Raw genomic sequence first — 15,520 nt, 5'->3', positions numbered from 1 at the left:
GCACGGACCAGCGCTCAGGCGCCGGTGTAGGGGGACGCGCTCGACTCGCGGACCCGCAGCTCCGGGGCCAGCGTGATCCGCTCGGGCGGCTCGCCGCGCATCATGCGGACGAGGAGCTCGACGCCCTGCGCGCCGACCTCGTACATCGGGTTGCGGACGCTGCTGAGCGGGATCGTGAGCTGCGCGGCGATGGGCACGTCGTTGAAGCCGACCACGGCGACGTCCCGGCCCGCGCGCAGCCCGCGCTCGCGGAGCACGCCGAGCACGCCGATGGCGGCGAAGTCGCTCACCGCGAAGATCGCGGACGGATGCGGCTTCCGGTCGAGCAGCTTCTCGGCGGCCAGCGCGCCGCCCGCGGCGTCGAAGCTCGCGTGCACGACGCGGTCGCCCGGCACGGGGTGGCCGCGTTCGGCGAAGTAGCGGGTGAAGGCGGTCGTGCGGTCGATGCCGTTGGCGGCGTAGGGCAGCCCGGCGACCACGCCGACCCGGCGGTGCCCGAGCGCGTAGAGGTGCTCGGCGGCGAGCCGGCCGCCCTCCAGGTCGTCGCAGGTGACCGAGGGATGGTCGCCGGCCCGCCGGTTGACCAGCACGAACGGGACGCCGTGCGCGGCGAAGCCGGCGAGGAAGGCCCCGTCCACATGCGCGTCGCCGAAGATCATCGCGTCGACGCGGCGGGACAGCAGCATCGCGACGTGGGCCTGCCGGGTGGCGGGGTCGTCCCAGGAGTTGCTGACCATGGTGTGGAAGCCGAGCCGGGTCGCGGAGCGCTCGACGCCCTCGTAGATCGAGGCGAGCACCTGGTCGGTGAGCCGGGCCATCATGACGCCGAGCAGCCGGGAGCTCTGCCGCCGCAGCCCGGCCGCCTGGATGTCGGGCACGTAGCCGACCTCCAGGGCGACCTGCCGGACGCGTTCGGCGGTCGCGGCCGACGCCGCCCGCGCGCCGCTGGTGGTGCCGTTGAGCACCCGGGACACCGTGGACACGTGCAGCCCGGTGAGTTCGGCGATCGTCTTCAGCGTCGCCCGCCCGCCGCTCCCCGCGCTCGCCGTGGCCGCCGCGGACCCTTCCGGCCCGTCCGGCTCCGGATCGGCGGCCCTCTCATCTCTTGCCCCGTGCAAGACCACCCGTTTTCCCCGGCGACACTCGTCGGCCGATTTCCTGGGACCGGCTCTTGACAGCGTCCAGGCTAGCAGTTTCTCATTGAGCAAACGTTATAGCCAAACGTTTGTGCAAGCTGGTCAGGACAGTACCCGGCTCCGTCCAGGGAGGTCACACCATGGCGACCGAAGTGCACACACCGCGCCGGTCGCGGCTGGTGACCCAGCTGCTGCTCGTCTGCGGCGGCGCGGTGCTCCTCAACCTGGTCCTGCGGGCCGTCGAGGACGGGCTGCCGAGCACGGCGCCCGCGGCGGCGAGCCCGGCGGGGCGCGGGCTCGGCGAATGGGTCCTGTGGATCCTGGGCGACACCAACGAGGCGCAGTTCTACAAGACCTCGCTCGGCGGGATCGGGCTGCTGCTGTTCGCCGCCGGCGCGCACTACGCGTCCCGGCGCCGGATGCGGGCCAGGGGCTTCGACATCTCCTACGGCACCGGCCTGTGGCCCTGGGTGGCGGGGGCGGCCGGGATCTCCCTGCTGCTGTCCAACCTGTTCTGGGGCTGGACGCTCTCGCCCGACCTCTGGCAGCCGACGTTCGTGCCGTTCGTGTCGGTGGCGCCCTCGGTCGTCCTCGTGTACGGGGCGGGCTGGCGGGTCGCGCTGACCGCCGCCGGGCTGGGCGCGGTGCTGACGACCCCGGTGTCGATTCTCGTCGTCGAGCACTTCTGCACGCCGCTGGATCTTCCGGTGGTCATCGGGAACGTCACCGGCATGTGGGTCGGCGCACTGCTCGCGTTCCTGATCTGCCGGGGGCTGCCCTGGATGACACTCCCGCCGCCACCGCCGGAGGGCCCGCCCGGCGAGGGGGTCGACGCCGAGCCCGACCCGGTGCCCGACCGCGAGCCCGACGACGGCGGCGAGCCGCCGAAGTGGTGGCTGCCGCGCCGGGCGCTCGCCGACTTCAGCGAGGCGCAGTTCTACGGCAACGAATGGGCGTCCCTCGGCCTGGTCGGCGGGGCGGTGCTGGCCTGGGCCGTCAACACGACCGGCCCGGCGTACGGCAGCGGGGTGTTCCCCGACCTGCTGACCGCGCAGATCCTCACCGCCGTCCTCGGCGTGTGGCTGTGGGCCGGGCAATGGCGGCGGCACGGCTGGTACCCGACGTTCGTGCCGGTCGTGTCGTTCGCCCCGGCGGCCGTGCTCGTCATGGAGGGCGGCTGGCCGACGATCCTGTTCGCCGCCGTCACCGGAGCCGCCGCCGGGCCGCCGCTCGCCCGCGCGATCGCCGCGCGGCTGCCCGCCGACTTCCATCCGTTCATCGGCAGCGTCATGTCGATGACCGTCATCACCACGATCGGAGTGCCCGTGCTCAAGCTGCTCGACTCGGCGGGACTCGTATGAGCCCGCACGACCCCCGTCCCCGGATCTTCTCGGCGCGACGGATCATCACGATGAACGGCGACGAGCCGGAGGCGGTCGCCGTCCTGGGCGAGCGCGTCGTGGCGGCGGGCGCGCGGCACGACCTGCGCGACCGGTTCGCCGGCGCCGAGGACGTCGACCTCGGTGACGGGGTGCTGCTGCCGGGGTTCGACGACGCGCACGCCCACCCCTCGGTGCTGGCCGACGGCGGCCTCTACGTCGACCTGGCGCCGACCGTGACGGGGACCGCCGAGCAGGTGCGGCGGGCGCTGGCCGAGCGGGCGGCGGTCACGCCCGAGGGCGAGTGGGTGGTCGGGCACAACTTCGACGTCTCCCGCGTCGAGGAGGGCAAGAGCGTCGACCGGACGCTGCTCGACCAGGTCTCCGACCGGCACCCGGTGCTGATCATCCACTACTCGTACCACGGCGCGGTCGCCAACTCCCGGGCGCTGGCCGCCGCCGGGTACGCCGAGGACACGCCCGACCCGGTCGGCGGCGAGCTGGTGCGGGAGGGCGGGCGGCTGACGGGCGTCCTGTACGAGCGGGCCTGGATGGAGGGCTACCTCGGGCACGGGTCGCGGCCGCCGCTCGTCCCGCAGCCGACCATGGAGGCGCGGGTCGAGTCGCTGCGCCGGATGCTCACCCGGATGAACTCCGCCGGCATCACCTCGGTGACCGACGCGATGGTGCACCCCGCCGACTGGGCCCTCTACCAGGCCGCGCGCGACGTGGACGCGCTGACCGCCCGGGTCGGGATGCTGCTCTGGTACGAGTTCTTCGAGCCCGCGCGGGCGCTCGGCATGCGCACCGGTTTCGGCGACACGATGCTGCGCTTCAACGGCGTGAAGATGATGACCGACGGCGCGGTCTCCGGCGGCACCTGCCTGTGCAGGACGCCGTACATGGGCGCGCTCGGCGAGCGCACCGCGGGCATCCAGGTCATGCCGGACGAGGAGATCGCCGAGGTCGTCCACCGGGTGCACGCGGCGGGCAGCCGCCTGGCGGTGCACGCCAACGGCGACCTCGCGATCTCCAAGGTCCTGGACGCCATGGACGCGGCGATCGCCGCCACTCCCCCGCGTCCCGGCCAGACGCACCGCATCGAGCACTGCTCGGTGGTCGATCCGGAGCTGGTGGCTCGGATCCGCGCGCTGGGCGTGATCCCGGTGCCCTTCGGCGCGTTCATCTCCTACCACGGCCGCAATCTCGTCGGCCATTACGGGCGGGAGCGCGCCGAGCGGATCAGCCCGCACCGCACCTTCCGCGACGCGGGGATCACGGTGGCGGGCTCGTCCGACTACCCGTGCGGGCCGCTGGAGCCGCTCTACGCGCTGCAGTCGCTGACCACGCGCCGCGCCCAGGACGGCACCGTGCTCGGCGAGAACGAGCGGCTCACCCCGTACGAGGCGCTGGAGGTCTACACGGCCGGCTCGGCGGTGGCGTCCGGCGAGCAGGACGACAAGGGCCGGATCGCCGTGGGCCGCCTGGCCGACTTCACGGTGCTCGGCGCGGACCCGCTGCGCGCCGAGCCGGAGGAGCTGGCGGAGATCCCGGTGCTGTCCACCTGGGTCGGCGGCCGCCAGGTCTGGCACGCCGGATGACCCTGACTACAACGACCTAGGAGGTCCCGATGTCCGCCTTCGCACCGGAGGACGGCCGCACGATCAGCGAGCTGCGCGCCGAGTACGACGCCGGGGAGACCACCCCGGTGGACGCGGTCGAGGCCGCGCTCGACTCGATCGAGCGCGACGTCGGCGACGACGGGCTGCGCGCGTTCGCGCACCTGCGCGCGGAGCGGGCCCGGCAGGAGGCGGAGTCGGCGGCGCGGCGGCTCGCGGCCGGGGCGCGGCTGAGCCCCCTCGACGGGGTACCGATCGCCGTGAAGAGCATGGTCGCGATGGCCGGGATGCCGCAGGACGCGGGCTCCCGCGTCCTCGCGGGGCAGTACGCCGACCGCGACGCGACGCTGGTCAGCGCGCTGAAGGAGGCCGGCGCGGTGATCGTCGGCACGACCTCCATGGACGAGTTCGCGCTCACCACGCTCGGCCCCGCCCGCAACCCGTTCGACCGGACCCGGACGGCGGGCGGCTCCAGCGGCGGCTCCGCGGCGGCCGTCCGGACCGGGATGTGCTTCGCGGCCATCGGCACCGACACCGGCGGCAGCATCCGGATCCCGGCGGCGTGCTGCGCGGTCGTCGGCCTGAAGCCGACCTACGGCCTGCTGCCGACCGACGGGATCATCCCGCTGGCCTGGTCGCTCGACCACGCCGGGCCGATCGGCCGGACGGTCGCGGACGTCGCCGACATGTTCGGCGTCCTGCTCAGCGGCGTCACGGGCTCCGGCCCCACCCTCCGGGGCAACGGCTCCGGCCCGGTGGCCGGGCTGGGCGGGATCCGCATCGGGATCCCGTCCGACGAGTACCTGAGCGTCGCCGACCCGCACCTGCTCGCGGACTTCCGCACCGCGCTCGCCGCCGCGGCCGACGCGGGCGCCGAGATCCTCCGGATCGAGCTGCCCGGCCAGGAGGAGGTCAAGGGCGTCCACTGGCCGGTGCTGTCCGCCGAGATGGCCGCCTACCACCTGCGCCGGTTCGGGGCGTCCGAGGACCGCTACAACGCCCCGATGAAGGACGGGATCGCCGCCGGCGCGGCCGTCACCACCGAGGAGTACCTGACCGCGCAGCGGGGCCGTCCCGTCCTGCGCGCCAAGGTGGACGCGGCGCTGACCGGCGTGGACGTCATCGCCCTGCCCACGATGGCGATCGACCCGCCCGAGATGGGCCGCACGGAGGTGGACCTGGACGGCCGTCCCGAGGACGCCGTGGCCGCCATGGTCCGGCTGACCTCCCTCGCCAACCACACCGGGCACCCGGCGATCTCCGTCCCGCCCGGCACCGCGCCCGCGGGCCGTCCCGCCGGGGTGCAGCTCATCGGCCGCCACTACGACGAGCAGCGCCTCCTGTCGGTGGCCGCCGGCCTGGAGTCGCTGGGCTAGGGCCTGGGCGGGGCCGGTTCCGCCGGGCCGCCGGGGATGCCCATCTCGGTCATGGCCTGATCGATGAACGTGGCCGCGGGCTCGTCCGCCGCGCCGATCCTGCGGAGGGCGGCGATGCCGAGGTAGATGCCGTACCCGGCGACGACGCGGTGGCGGGCGAGGTCGGGCGGGACGCCGAGCTGCTCCAGCGACGCCTGCATGTAGCCGAGGCGGCGGGCGCTCACCCGCCGGGCCACCGCGCCGACGGTGGGGTCGTCGGCCTCGCTGATCAGGCGGAAGGAGATCGCGGCGTCGATGGGATCGGAGAGGGCGCTCTCCAGCAGCGTCCGCATCCGCTCCGCGGGGTCGGCGATCTCGTCCAGCTCGGCGATCACGGCCTCGGTGTCGCGCTCCCAGAGCGCGAGCGCGGCCTCCAGCAGGGCGCGGCGGTTGCGGAAGTGCCAGTAAAAGCTGCCCTTCGTCGCGCCGAGCCGGACGGCGAGCGGCTCCACCGCGACCGCGGCGAGGCCCCCGGCGGCCAGGGCGTCCAGCGCGGCCCCGGCCCAGTCGTCGGCGGTAAGTCGGGTCACATTGCCACCCTTCCATACGGAGGCGTACGGTGGGAACATACGCCACCGTATGGAAGGGCCGGAACATGGTCTACAACATGCACGAACGCTTCGTCCGCGCCGACCCCGACCGGGTCTGGGAGCTGCTCGCCGCGATCGGCTCCGAGGACGACAGGCTGTGGCCGGAGGGGAAGGGGACCTTCCGGCTGCCCGAGGGGCTCACCCCCGGCGCCCCGGTCGAGCACTCCTCGCTGCGCTACCACGTCCAGACGGTGGAGCCCGGCCGCAAGCTCTGGTTCGACACCGGCAAGCAGCTCAGCGAGGGGCACGGCTTCACCCTGACCGAGCGCGACGGGGGCACGCTCGTCCGGCACGAGCTCAAGGGCCGCACCGGCGGGATGTTCCGGCTGATGTGGCCGCTGATCGTCCGGCGGCAGCACGACGTCGTGATCGAGCTGGTCCTCGACAACCTGGAGCGGGAGGTGTCGCGCGCCGCGCTGTGACATCTCCCTCGCGCGGGCCAGTGGACTCCGCCGCGCGGGGGAAGATCGGCCCGGCGGGCCGCTGCGAACGTGTGGGGGCGGGCGAAGGACGTCCGCGGAAGGGGATCCACATGTCGCGGAATGGACGTGCACTGGCCGCAGGGCTCGCCACGCTCGGCGCGGTCGTGACGGCGGTAGGCGCGGTCGCGGTCGCGGGTGCGAGCGCGGCGGCGGACGACGGCGCTCCGGCGAAGACCGGAGCGCCGCACGCGGCCCGGGAGGCCCACGTGACCGGGGACGCGTGGCTCAAGTACCCGGGCGACCCCGAATACCCGTACCGGCGGTTCATCGTGGACGCGCACGGCGGGCCATGGAAGGTCGTCGGCGGCAAGCTGGTCATGGGCGCCGCGCGCGGGACGGTGAAGTTCGACCACTACTCGCCGGACGTTCCCGGCGGGCCGTCCAAGCACCACTGGGGCTGGATCAAGGTCGACTACGTGATGGCGTCCGGGCCGGTGGCGGTCGTGTCCGGGATCCGGCAGGACGACGCGCACGGCCCCGTCCCGCCGAACCAGAAGCGCGCGAACCTGACGTTCTACCAGTCGCCGCGCGGCCACAAGTACGACCGGATGGGCTTCTCGTGGGGCGTCGTGTACCCGCAGTGCCAGCAGATGGGGACCGGGCCGGCGCCGTTCAGCGAGAACAGCCCCGGCCCGTTCGGGAAATGGCTCAAGGGATACACGGTGCAGGACGCGCCGCTGCGGCTGCCGGACGGTGACTTCCAGCCGCCGGACAACCCGCCCGACTGCTCGTTCGCCGACCAGTAGCCCGCGCCCTCGGCGGCGCCGGGTCAGGAGCCGGGGTTCCGGCGGCGGACGACCCTGGGCAGCGCGGTGAACGACCGGCCGACCTTGAAGCTGACCGAGTTGCGGACGTCGGTGAGCTCGGCGCGGGCACGGGCGAGCCGGTCCTGGGAGTCGGCGAGCTGCTCCTTCAGCCGCCGGGCCTCGCTCGACGTCGCCCACTTGCCCTTGATGCGGATGAGGCGGCGCCCGGCGACCTGCTGGATCTCGTGCCAGACGTTGTCACGTTCCCCCAGCCAGCCGAGGAGGTCGTCCTGCAGCGTGTCGGCGTCGCCCCAGGTGCCGTACAGCTTCTGCGTGGTGACGCAGATCGGGCGCAGGCCGCTCACGGCCACCGCCTCCCAGACGGCGGCGGCGACGCCGGGGGTGTGCTCGGAGCGGTAGTCGTCGCACACGACGACGCCCCCGGGGGGCAGCATGACCCGCGCGGCCTCGATGTCGCCGGTCACGTGCTCGTAGAGGTGGGACGCGTCGACGTGCACGAAGCGGCAGCTCGCGGGCTCGACATGGTCCAGGATCACCGAGGTCGGGGCCTGGATGATCTCGGGCAGCCGGTCGTGGAAGGCGCGGTAGTTCGTCTCGAAGGCGGTGCGGGTCAGGCTGGCGTACGAGCCGTTCATCTCGGCCTGGTTGGAGTCGTCCGGGGCCTCGGAGTCGAAGAGGTCGCAGACGGTGAAGGTCTCCTCCGCGCGGCGGTGGCGGCCCATCAGGATCGCGCTCTTGCCGAGGTAGGAGCCGAGCTCCACCAGGTCGCCGGTCTGCCCGAGGCGCTCCTGGCGCTCCAGGAACCAGGTGAACAGCATCTGGTCGATCTTGGGGAACCAGCCCTTGACGTCGTCGAGGGCGGCGGGGGGCGCGGCGGTCGCGGTCTCTTGCCTTGTCATGCGGGTGACAGCTCCAACGTCATCGTGGTCGAGAGCGACGGAGACGAAGTGGCGGCGCTGCCCTTCGCCGTGCCCGCGCGCCCCGTTGGCGGGTTGTACGACGCTGCCGGATTGACGGGATCCGGGAGCCGCCCATGATAGGCGCTGAGAACGATGTCGCAATCCGCAACCGCCGCACTACTCGTCCGGGAACCCGGTGGCTTCCCCTGTCTTGTACGCGATGCGGGTCATTGGTCCACGCCGGCGGGGCGTCAGCCGCGCGGGGCGGAGACCTGGTAGGTGATGTGCGTGACGAGGCCGCTGTGCGACACGGCGGTCTGCTCGAGGCCGATGTCGCCGACCCCCTCGAACAGCCGCACGCCGTCACCGAGGACCATCGGCGCGATGTGCAGGCGCAGCTCGTCGATCAGGCCCGCCGCCAGGTACTGGTTCACCGTGTGGGCGCCGCCGCAGATCGAGACGTTCCGGTCGCCCGCCGCCTCCCGGGCGCGGGCGAGCGCCGCCTCGATCCCCTCGGTGACGAAGTGGAACGTCGTGCCGCCCTTCATCGGCACCGGCTCGCGCGGGTAGTGCGTGAGGACGAACACCGGCGCGTGGTACGGCGGCTCCTCGCCCCAGTAGCCGTTCCAGTCCAGGTCCCACTCGCCGCGCCCGGCGGTGAACATGTTGCGGCCCATGACGAACGCGCCCGCGTCCACGATGGACTCGATGACCTCGGCGTTGGCCTTGGCCTCGGCCTCATCGAACATCCAGCGGTGCAGCAGCTCGCCGCGATCGCCGATCGGCTCGTCCACGCGCTGGTTCGGGCCGGCGACGAAGCCGTCCACGGAGATGCCTATGTCGCAGGTGACCTTGCTCATGTCGGTGCCTCCCATCGGGCGCCCCTTCGGCGCCGCTCATCAGTTGGTCGGAGCCGTGCCCACGTCCTCGACATCCGCACGAGAAATTCTGCCGGGAGATTTCGCCGTGCCGCTCCGGACCGGGTGATGGCCCGCCCCGGTGATCAGTGGAAGCGTTGAACCGGCGGCCGCGCGGCGCGCGTGCTGCTGGGTGTCGCCGGGCGGCGGCCGGAGCCGACTGGGGAGGACGCGCTGACCACCGATAGCCGCGTGGAGCGGGACGAAGCGGAGCGGGACGAGACCGCCGGAGACGCCGGGACGGCGGGTCCGCGGGCGGACGGGCGGAGCGGGTGGCGGCGCGTCGCGGCCCGGGCGAGCACACTCGCGGCGTTCCTGTTCGTGCTGGTCGCGCTCGTCCTGCCGGACGAGTTCGCGCACCTCACCCCGGCCGCGTTCGTGCGCGTCCCGGTGGAGGGGATCGCGGGGGTCGCGCTGATCCTCGCGGTGCCGGAGCGGGCGCGGCGGCCCGTGGCCCTGGCGGCGGGCGGGCTGCTGGGCGTGCTGACCGTCCTGAAGGTCATGGACATCGGCTTCGACGCGGTGCTGGTCCGGCCGTTCGACCTGGTGCTGGACTGGCCGCTGCTGCGTCCGGCCGTGGAGTTCGTCGAGGGGTCGGCGGGGCGGGCCGGGGCGATCGGTGCCGTGATCGCGGTCGTGGTGCTGATCGTGGGCGTGGTCGCGCTCATGGCGCTGTCGGTGCTGCGGCTCGGCCGCGTCGCCGTCCGGCACGGCAGGAAGGCGGGGTGGGCGGCGGCCGTCCTCGGGGTGGTCTGGGTGGTGTGCGCGGCGTTCGGGGTGCGGATCGTCGACGGGGTACCGGTCGCGGCCGGGAGCGACGCCGTCCTGGCGTACGAGCACGCGCGGCAGGTCCGGGACAGCCTGAACGACCGGGAGGAGTTCGCCAAGGCCGCCGCCGTCGACTCGTTCCGCGACACTCCCGGCGACAGGCTGCTGGCGGGCCTGCGCGGCAAGGACGTCGTGCTCGCGTTCGTGGAGAGCTACGGGCGCACGGCGGTGCAGAACCCGCAGTACGCGCCGCAGGTCGGCGCCGTGCTCGACGCCGGGACGCGGCGGCTCCGCGACGCCGGGTTCGCCGCGCGGAGCGGCTGGCTCACCTCGCCGACGGCGGGCGGCGGAAGCTGGCTCGCGCACGCGACGCTGCTGTCGGGGCTGCGGGTCGACAACTCGCAGCGGTACCGGACGCTCGTCAACAGCGACCGGTTCACCCTCAACCAGGCGTTCGGCCGCGCGGGCTCCCGGACGGTCGCGCTCATGCCGGCCATCACGCGCGCCTGGCCGGAAGGGTCGTTCTTCGGCTACGACAAGGTCTACGACAACCGCAACCTCGGGTACCGGGGGCCGCGCTTCAGCTTCGCCACCATGCCCGACCAGTACACGCTGTCGGTCATGCAGCGCACCGAGCTCGACCGGAAGGACCGGGGGCCGGTGATGGCGGAGACGGCCCTGGTGTCGAGCCATGCGCCGTGGGCGTCCATCCCACGGCTCGTGGGATGGGACCAGGTCGGCGACGGGTCGGTGTTCACCGGCATGGGCAAGGGCTACGACGCGGCGTGGCCGAGCGGCGGACGCGTCCGAACCGAGTACCGCAAGTCGATCGAGTACACGCTGAACACGCTCGTCTCGTACGTGGAGACCTACGGCGACGACGATCTCGTGCTGGTCTTCCTCGGCGACCACGAGCCCGCGCCGCTGATCACGGGCCCGGGCGCGGGACGCGACGTGCCGGTCACGATCGTCGCCAAGGACGGGGCCGTCCTGGACAGGATCTCCGGCTGGGGCTGGGAGGACGGCCTCCGCCCGGCCAAGGACGGCCCGGTCTGGCCGATGAGCGCCTTCCGCGACCGGTTCCTGACCGCGTTCGGCGGGTGACGCGAGGGTGGCACGGTGGGTGATCGCCCTCGCCGTGGCGGCGCTGCTGGCGGGGATGGCGTTCGCGATGGTGTCCACGGCCGTGCGGCAGAGCCCGACGATCGACGAGCCCGTGTACGTGGCCGCCGGTGTGATCTACCTGACGGAGCACGACCTCCAGCCGAACGCCGAGCATCCGCCCCTCGGCAAGTTGATCATCGGCGCCGGGGCGGTGCTCACCGGCCTGCGCCTCGGCCCGGCGTCCGGCGGCGACCAGCAGGCGACCGGACGGCGGCTGCTGTACGAGTCGGGCAACGACGCGCAGGGGCTGCTGCTGGCGGCGCGGCTGCCGGTGATCGTCCTGACGCTGCTGTTCGGGCTGGTCGTCTTCGCCTTCGCCCGCGACCTCACCGGACCCGGCGGCGGGCTCGTCGCGCTCGCGCTGTACGCGTTCTCCCCCGACGTCATCGCGCACGGGTCGCTGGCCACGCTCGACGTGCCGATGGCCGGGTTCCTGCTCACGTCGGCGTGGCTGCTGTGGCGGGCGCGGGAGCATCCACGGCTCTGCCTCCCGCTCGCCGGGGCGGCTCTCGGCGCGGCGGTCGCCACGAAGATGAGCGCGCTGCCCGCCGTCCCGGTGCTGCTGGGCCTGGCGGTGCTCTCGGTCTGGTCCGCGCGCGGCCGCCGCATCGTGGACGGGCTCGCGTGGGCGGCCGGGGCCGGCGCGGTGGCGGTCGCGGTCGTGTGGGCGTCCTACCTGGTCGTGGACCCGCGGCTCCGCTGGACGGCGCCCGGCGACATTCCGGACATCGACGGGCTGCGCGGCCTCGCCGCCGCCTGGCTGCCCTTCCCGGAGCCGTTCCGCGACGGCATGCGCATCCAGTTCGGCTTCGAGGACCTGCGCTGGACGGGATTCCTTTTCGGCGAGGTCTACGTCGGCTCCCGCTGGTACTACCTTCCGGCCGCGCTGCTGGTGAAGACGCCGCTGGGGATGCTCGCGCTGTGGCTGATCGGGACCATCGCGCTGTGCGCGGTGCGGTGGCTCCGCCCTGCCGCGCCCTACGTGCTCCTGCCCGCAGCCGTGCTGCTGGGCGCGGCGATGACGGGCTCGCGCGATCTCGGCGTCCGGTACGCCATCGCAGTCCCAATGTTCCTGGCGGTGGCGGCGGCCGCGGTGACCGCGCTCCGATGGCGGTGGACGCCCGCCGTGGCGGGCGCGCTCGTGCTGTTCGTCGCCGTCAGCTCGCTGCGGACGTACCCGTTCTACCTCCCCTACTCCAACGAGGCGTTCGGCGGCCCGTCCAAGACCCATCTGCGCCTGCACGACTCCAACGCCGACTGGGGCCAGGACCTCGGCCGCCTCGCCGACCGGCTCCGCAACCGGTACCCGGGCGAGCAGGTGTGGCTCGCCTACAAGGGCAGCGGCGTGCCGTCGTACTACGGCATCCGCGCGTCCGACCCGCTCGCCGTGCCGCCCGGGCGGGTGCGCGGGCTGCTGGTGGTGTCCGACAGCTGGATCGCCAAGTCGGACCCGCGGCTGACCCCGCTGATCACGACGAGCGAGCCGGTCGACGAGGTCGGGCACGCCATCACGATCTTCCGCCGCCCCTGATCAGCGATGGGCGCGGGCCCAGAGCGCCGTCCAGCCGCCGGGCGGCAGCCAGGACGCGGGGACGCGCAGGCCGTGCGCCTTGATCTCGTCCCAGAACCGCGTGGTGTCGGCGCCGAGCTCGCGGGCGACGGGAAGGGCGCGCGGCCACGGACCGTCCTCGTCCTTGAGGGTGGTCGCCGGGTAACCCGGAACGCCGATCTTCCGCGGAGCGGTGACGGTCGCCAGTTCGGTCCCGGGCGCGGCGCACGTGACGGCGATGGCGAGCGCGCAGAGGAGCGGCTCGGTAGTCCGCCGTGCGACGGCGGTGGCGAGGGCCGGGTCGTCCTGGACGGCCAGGACGCCGATCGCCTGCCGCGTCCGCCGCCCGGCCAGGTCGAGGGCGTAGGCGTCGGCGATGGCGGGGAGCTTGACGAGCCTGCGCAGCGCCTTCGGGAGCGGCGGCTCGCCGAGCAGCAGCGGGAGCCGGTCGAAGCGGCCGCGCAGCGCCGGGTCGAGGGCGTCGAGGGCCGTGCCGAGGGGACGGCATCCGGTCGCGGCCCACAGCCCGGCGAGATCGACGGCGCCGCTCTCCAGCGCGCGGCGGACGGCGCCCGTGAGCCGCTCCGCGCCGAGGCGGCGCAGCCGGACGAGCGCGGCGTCCGGCGGAGTAGCGGCGACGGCGGCGAAGACGCCGAGCACCTCGGGGCCGGTCTCCCGCCAGGCGCGCTCCGCGAGCGGCCCGAGCTTCGGGCCGACGTCCTCGACGAGACGCGGGGCGCCGCGCCGCCGGGGCGCGGGCCGGACGGGCGGCAGCTCCTCCGGGACCTGGGCGGGCTCGTCCTTCGCCGGGCCCGGGATCGCGGCGACCCAGTCGCGGAACCGTCGCGCCAGGTCCTCGTCCGGTTCGTCGTTGAACCTCGCCGCGATCTCGCTGACCCGCCACCCCCGCGACGCGGGCTTCAGCGGGAGCAGCTCGGCGTTGGCGACCAGCAGCCCGTGCTTGTCGTAGAGGCCCGCGAGACCGCTGCGGCCGTCCTTGGCGGAGTCGCTGTAGAGCGGCCCGGCGATGCAGTTGCCCATGTACTCCGACCATTCGGACAGGTCGCGGGCGCTGCGCGCGACCTTGAACCGGACGCCCGCGCCGGGGACGGCCGTCCCGTCCCGCTCCAGCAGCGCGGCCGGGACCGCGAAGTCGCCGGTCAGCGCCTCGGCTATCGCGGTGCCCGCCATCAGCCCCGCGGTGAGGTCCGGCCAGGTGCGGGCGCCGCGCGGCGGGACGCCGCCGAGCGCGACGAGCTGCGCCGCGCCGGACACGGCGAGGGTGACCGAGTCGAGGCGCGGCGCCAGCCGCTCGGCGGCGGGCTCCGGGTCGTGCTCGAACCACGGCGCGCCGGTTCCGGGCGTGGCCCGCGCCCGCTCGTGCCCGTGCAGCCGGGCGAGGGAGTCGACCAGGTCGGCGTACCACAGCAGGTCGCCGACCATCTCCACGGGCGCCGGGTCCTGTCCGGGCGTGAGCCGTTCGTGGAGCGGCGCCGCGTTCCGCAGGAGCGGGCCCGTCCACGGCGGGATCCCGGCCCACTCGGCGGGCGAGCGGACGTATCCGGCCCCTTCGCGCCAGCCGCGCAGGCCGGACTCCGCCCACCGGCGCAGGTGCTCGGCATGGTGGCCGTGCAGGTCCCACATCGCCTTCTCGACGTCCTCGATGATCACGAGGGCGAAGGCGCGGGCGCACGACAGGCGCGGCCGCACGTAGGCGGCGAACTTCGCGTCGTGCGGCTTGTCGCTGGAAAGCCTGCGGTGGATGTCGCGCACGTAGGCGGCCGGACGCGCAGGAAGCCCGGTCAGGCCGGGGACGCGTCGCGCCGAGTGCGCGGCGTGCATGCCGTCCACCTCCGCCGCGGCGGCGGCGATGACGGCGGCCGAGCGTTCCAGGCCGTCCTCCAGGCCGTGGTCGGCGACCGCCACGGCCGTCCGGAGCAGGGCCGTGGCGCCGAGCGCGTCGGTGCGGACCCGCTCGAGCCGGCTCCTCCAGTACTGCTCGTTCGGCACCCATCGCGCGGCGTCGGCGAGCGACGGCTCGGCGACGCCGAGCGCGTGCCGCACCCGCAGCAGGATCCGCTCGTCCTCGTAGTGAGTGCGGCGTTCGCGCAGGTCGGGCACCCGGTCGCGGCTACTCTGCGTCGCCAGCCGCCGGTTGCGCCGGGCGACGCCCTCGTGGTGCTCCAGCACCCGCGCCCACAGATCCAGGATCAGGTCGAGCCGTCGAGGCTTCGGCACGCCCCGAAACACCTCCCGGAGGTGCTCCGCAAGGACCGATGGCCGGCCGCCGGGGATGACGTCGGCGTCCTTGGGCGCCGCCAGGGCGAGGACGCGTTCCAGCTGCTCGGGTCCGAGGACGTCGCTGGCCGCGACCGCCAGGTGCAGCGCCGCCCACCGTCCCTCGGCGACGGCCCGCGCGGCCGCCGCGCCGACCCGTTTCGTGACCGCCGCTCCGAACAGCGCGACCAGGTATCCGGCGCGGTCTCCGAGCCTGCGCGCGTTGTCGAGGCCGACGGCGCGCAATGCCGCGAGGACGGCGTCGCGCTGGTCGCCGCGCGCGCCGTCCAGCCGGGCGGAGCGGAAGCCGCGGCCGAGGTCGACGCCCGCGCCGGCCGCGACCACTCCCCCGGTCGCGACGAGCCGCGCCAGCTCGGTGACGGCGTGCTCGACGTCCTCGGCGGCGGCGCCGTCCGGGCCGAGTGCGACGGGCTCGCCCGGGCGAGCGTCCGAGGCGTCCGGCAGCTTGACGGCACCGCCGGGACGCGCGGCCCAGGCGCACGACCCCGAGGCCACGACACCGCCCGCAAGCCTGATCTTCACCCGCCCCATCATCCC

The 15,520-nt window shown here is 74.2% G+C and carries 12 protein-coding genes; 7 read left to right on the top strand and 5 right to left on the bottom strand.

The window, feature by feature from the left end:
• Window positions 1-14 precede the first annotated feature (14 nt).
• Complete coding sequence (locus ACH34S_RS19800; RefSeq protein WP_395954158.1) at window positions 15-1,124, bottom strand: LacI family DNA-binding transcriptional regulator; 1,110 nt, start codon at window positions 1,122-1,124, stop codon at window positions 15-17.
• 152 nt (window positions 1,125-1,276) lie between these two features.
• Here ACH34S_RS19800 and ACH34S_RS19795 point away from each other — a divergent pair, with 152 nt between their 5' ends.
• The 3 genes from ACH34S_RS19795 to ACH34S_RS19785 are packed head-to-tail and all read left to right on the top strand — an operon-like array spanning window position 1,277 to window position 5,510.
• Window positions 1,277-2,497: a hypothetical protein gene (locus ACH34S_RS19795; RefSeq protein ID WP_395954157.1), complete on the top strand. Its 1,221-nt coding sequence runs from the start codon at window positions 1,277-1,279 to the stop codon at window positions 2,495-2,497.
• A gap of 50 nt (window positions 2,498-2,547) precedes the next feature.
• A complete protein-coding gene (locus tag ACH34S_RS19790) occupies window positions 2,548-4,116 on the top strand; it encodes an amidohydrolase (RefSeq protein WP_395954156.1) in 1,569 nt (522 codons plus the stop codon).
• A 29-nt stretch (window positions 4,117-4,145) separates the two neighbouring features.
• Window positions 4,146-5,510: an amidase gene (locus ACH34S_RS19785; RefSeq protein ID WP_395954155.1), complete on the top strand. Its 1,365-nt coding sequence runs from the start codon at window positions 4,146-4,148 to the stop codon at window positions 5,508-5,510.
• On the opposite strand, the gene ACH34S_RS19780 is transcribed toward ACH34S_RS19785, so the two are convergent.
• Window positions 5,507-6,079 (bottom strand): TetR/AcrR family transcriptional regulator, encoded by a 573-nt coding sequence (locus tag ACH34S_RS19780; protein WP_395954154.1) that lies wholly within the window; start codon window positions 6,077-6,079, stop codon window positions 5,507-5,509. The genes ACH34S_RS19785 and ACH34S_RS19780 overlap by 4 nt on opposite strands.
• 29 nt (window positions 6,080-6,108) lie before the next feature.
• Here ACH34S_RS19780 and ACH34S_RS19775 point away from each other — a divergent pair, with 29 nt between their 5' ends.
• Together ACH34S_RS19775 and ACH34S_RS19770 are read left to right on the top strand one after the other, a co-directional pair.
• Window positions 6,109-6,561 carry a hypothetical protein gene (locus tag ACH34S_RS19775; protein WP_395954153.1) on the top strand — a complete coding sequence of 151 codons (453 nt, stop codon included), beginning with the start codon at window positions 6,109-6,111 and terminating at the stop codon, window positions 6,559-6,561.
• Between the two features lie 110 nt (window positions 6,562-6,671).
• On the top strand, window positions 6,672-7,367 hold the full coding sequence (locus tag ACH34S_RS19770; protein WP_395954152.1) for a hypothetical protein: 696 nt from the start codon (window positions 6,672-6,674) through the stop codon (window positions 7,365-7,367).
• Window positions 7,368-7,390: 23 nt separating this feature from the next.
• Here the strand turns inward: ACH34S_RS19770 and ACH34S_RS19765 are convergent, their stop codons facing one another.
• Window positions 7,391-8,287, bottom strand: a complete 897-nt coding sequence (locus tag ACH34S_RS19765; RefSeq protein WP_395954151.1) for a class I SAM-dependent methyltransferase — start codon at window positions 8,285-8,287, stop codon at window positions 7,391-7,393.
• Between the two features lie 251 nt (window positions 8,288-8,538).
• Window positions 8,539-9,162, bottom strand: a complete 624-nt coding sequence (locus ACH34S_RS19760) for a dihydrofolate reductase family protein (RefSeq protein ID WP_395954150.1) — start codon at window positions 9,160-9,162, stop codon at window positions 8,539-8,541.
• 165 nt (window positions 9,163-9,327) lie between these two features.
• On the opposite strand from ACH34S_RS19760, the gene ACH34S_RS19755 reads away from it, so the two are divergent.
• Both ACH34S_RS19755 and ACH34S_RS19750 read left to right on the top strand, forming a co-directional pair.
• Window positions 9,328-11,076, top strand: coding sequence for a sulfatase (locus tag ACH34S_RS19755; protein ID WP_395954149.1), 1,749 nt, complete (start codon window positions 9,328-9,330; stop codon window positions 11,074-11,076).
• A 7-nt stretch (window positions 11,077-11,083) separates the two neighbouring features.
• Window positions 11,084-12,667, top strand: a complete 1,584-nt coding sequence (locus ACH34S_RS19750; RefSeq protein ID WP_395954148.1) for an ArnT family glycosyltransferase — start codon at window positions 11,084-11,086, stop codon at window positions 12,665-12,667.
• On the opposite strand, the gene ACH34S_RS19745 is transcribed toward ACH34S_RS19750, so the two are convergent.
• Entirely contained in the window at window positions 12,668-15,505 is a 2,838-nt protein-coding gene (locus ACH34S_RS19745) for a hypothetical protein (RefSeq protein ID WP_395954147.1), read from the bottom strand.
• Window positions 15,506-15,520 lie beyond the last annotated feature (15 nt).

Source organism: Actinomadura sp. 3N508 (assembly GCF_044326375.1).
Taxonomy (GTDB): domain Bacteria; phylum Actinomycetota; class Actinomycetes; order Streptosporangiales; family Streptosporangiaceae; genus Spirillospora.
This window is presented reverse-complemented; position numbering and strand designations above follow the sequence as displayed.

Bases quoted from the DNA above. Each gene is read 5' to 3' on its own strand.
- ACH34S_RS19765 (WP_395954151.1), bottom strand. From the start codon at position 8,287: ATGACAAGGCAAGAGACCGCGACCGCCGCGCCCCCCGCCGCCCTCGAC.
- ACH34S_RS19795 (WP_395954157.1), top strand. From the start codon at position 1,277: ATGGCGACCGAAGTGCACACACCGCGCCGGTCGCGGCTGGTGACCCAG.
- ACH34S_RS19785 (WP_395954155.1), top strand. From the start codon at position 4,146: ATGTCCGCCTTCGCACCGGAGGACGGCCGCACGATCAGCGAGCTGCGC.
- ACH34S_RS19790 (WP_395954156.1), top strand. From the start codon at position 2,548: ATGAACGGCGACGAGCCGGAGGCGGTCGCCGTCCTGGGCGAGCGCGTC.
- ACH34S_RS19770 (WP_395954152.1), top strand. From the start codon at position 6,672: ATGTCGCGGAATGGACGTGCACTGGCCGCAGGGCTCGCCACGCTCGGC.
- ACH34S_RS19760 (WP_395954150.1), bottom strand. From the start codon at position 9,162: ATGGGAGGCACCGACATGAGCAAGGTCACCTGCGACATAGGCATCTCC.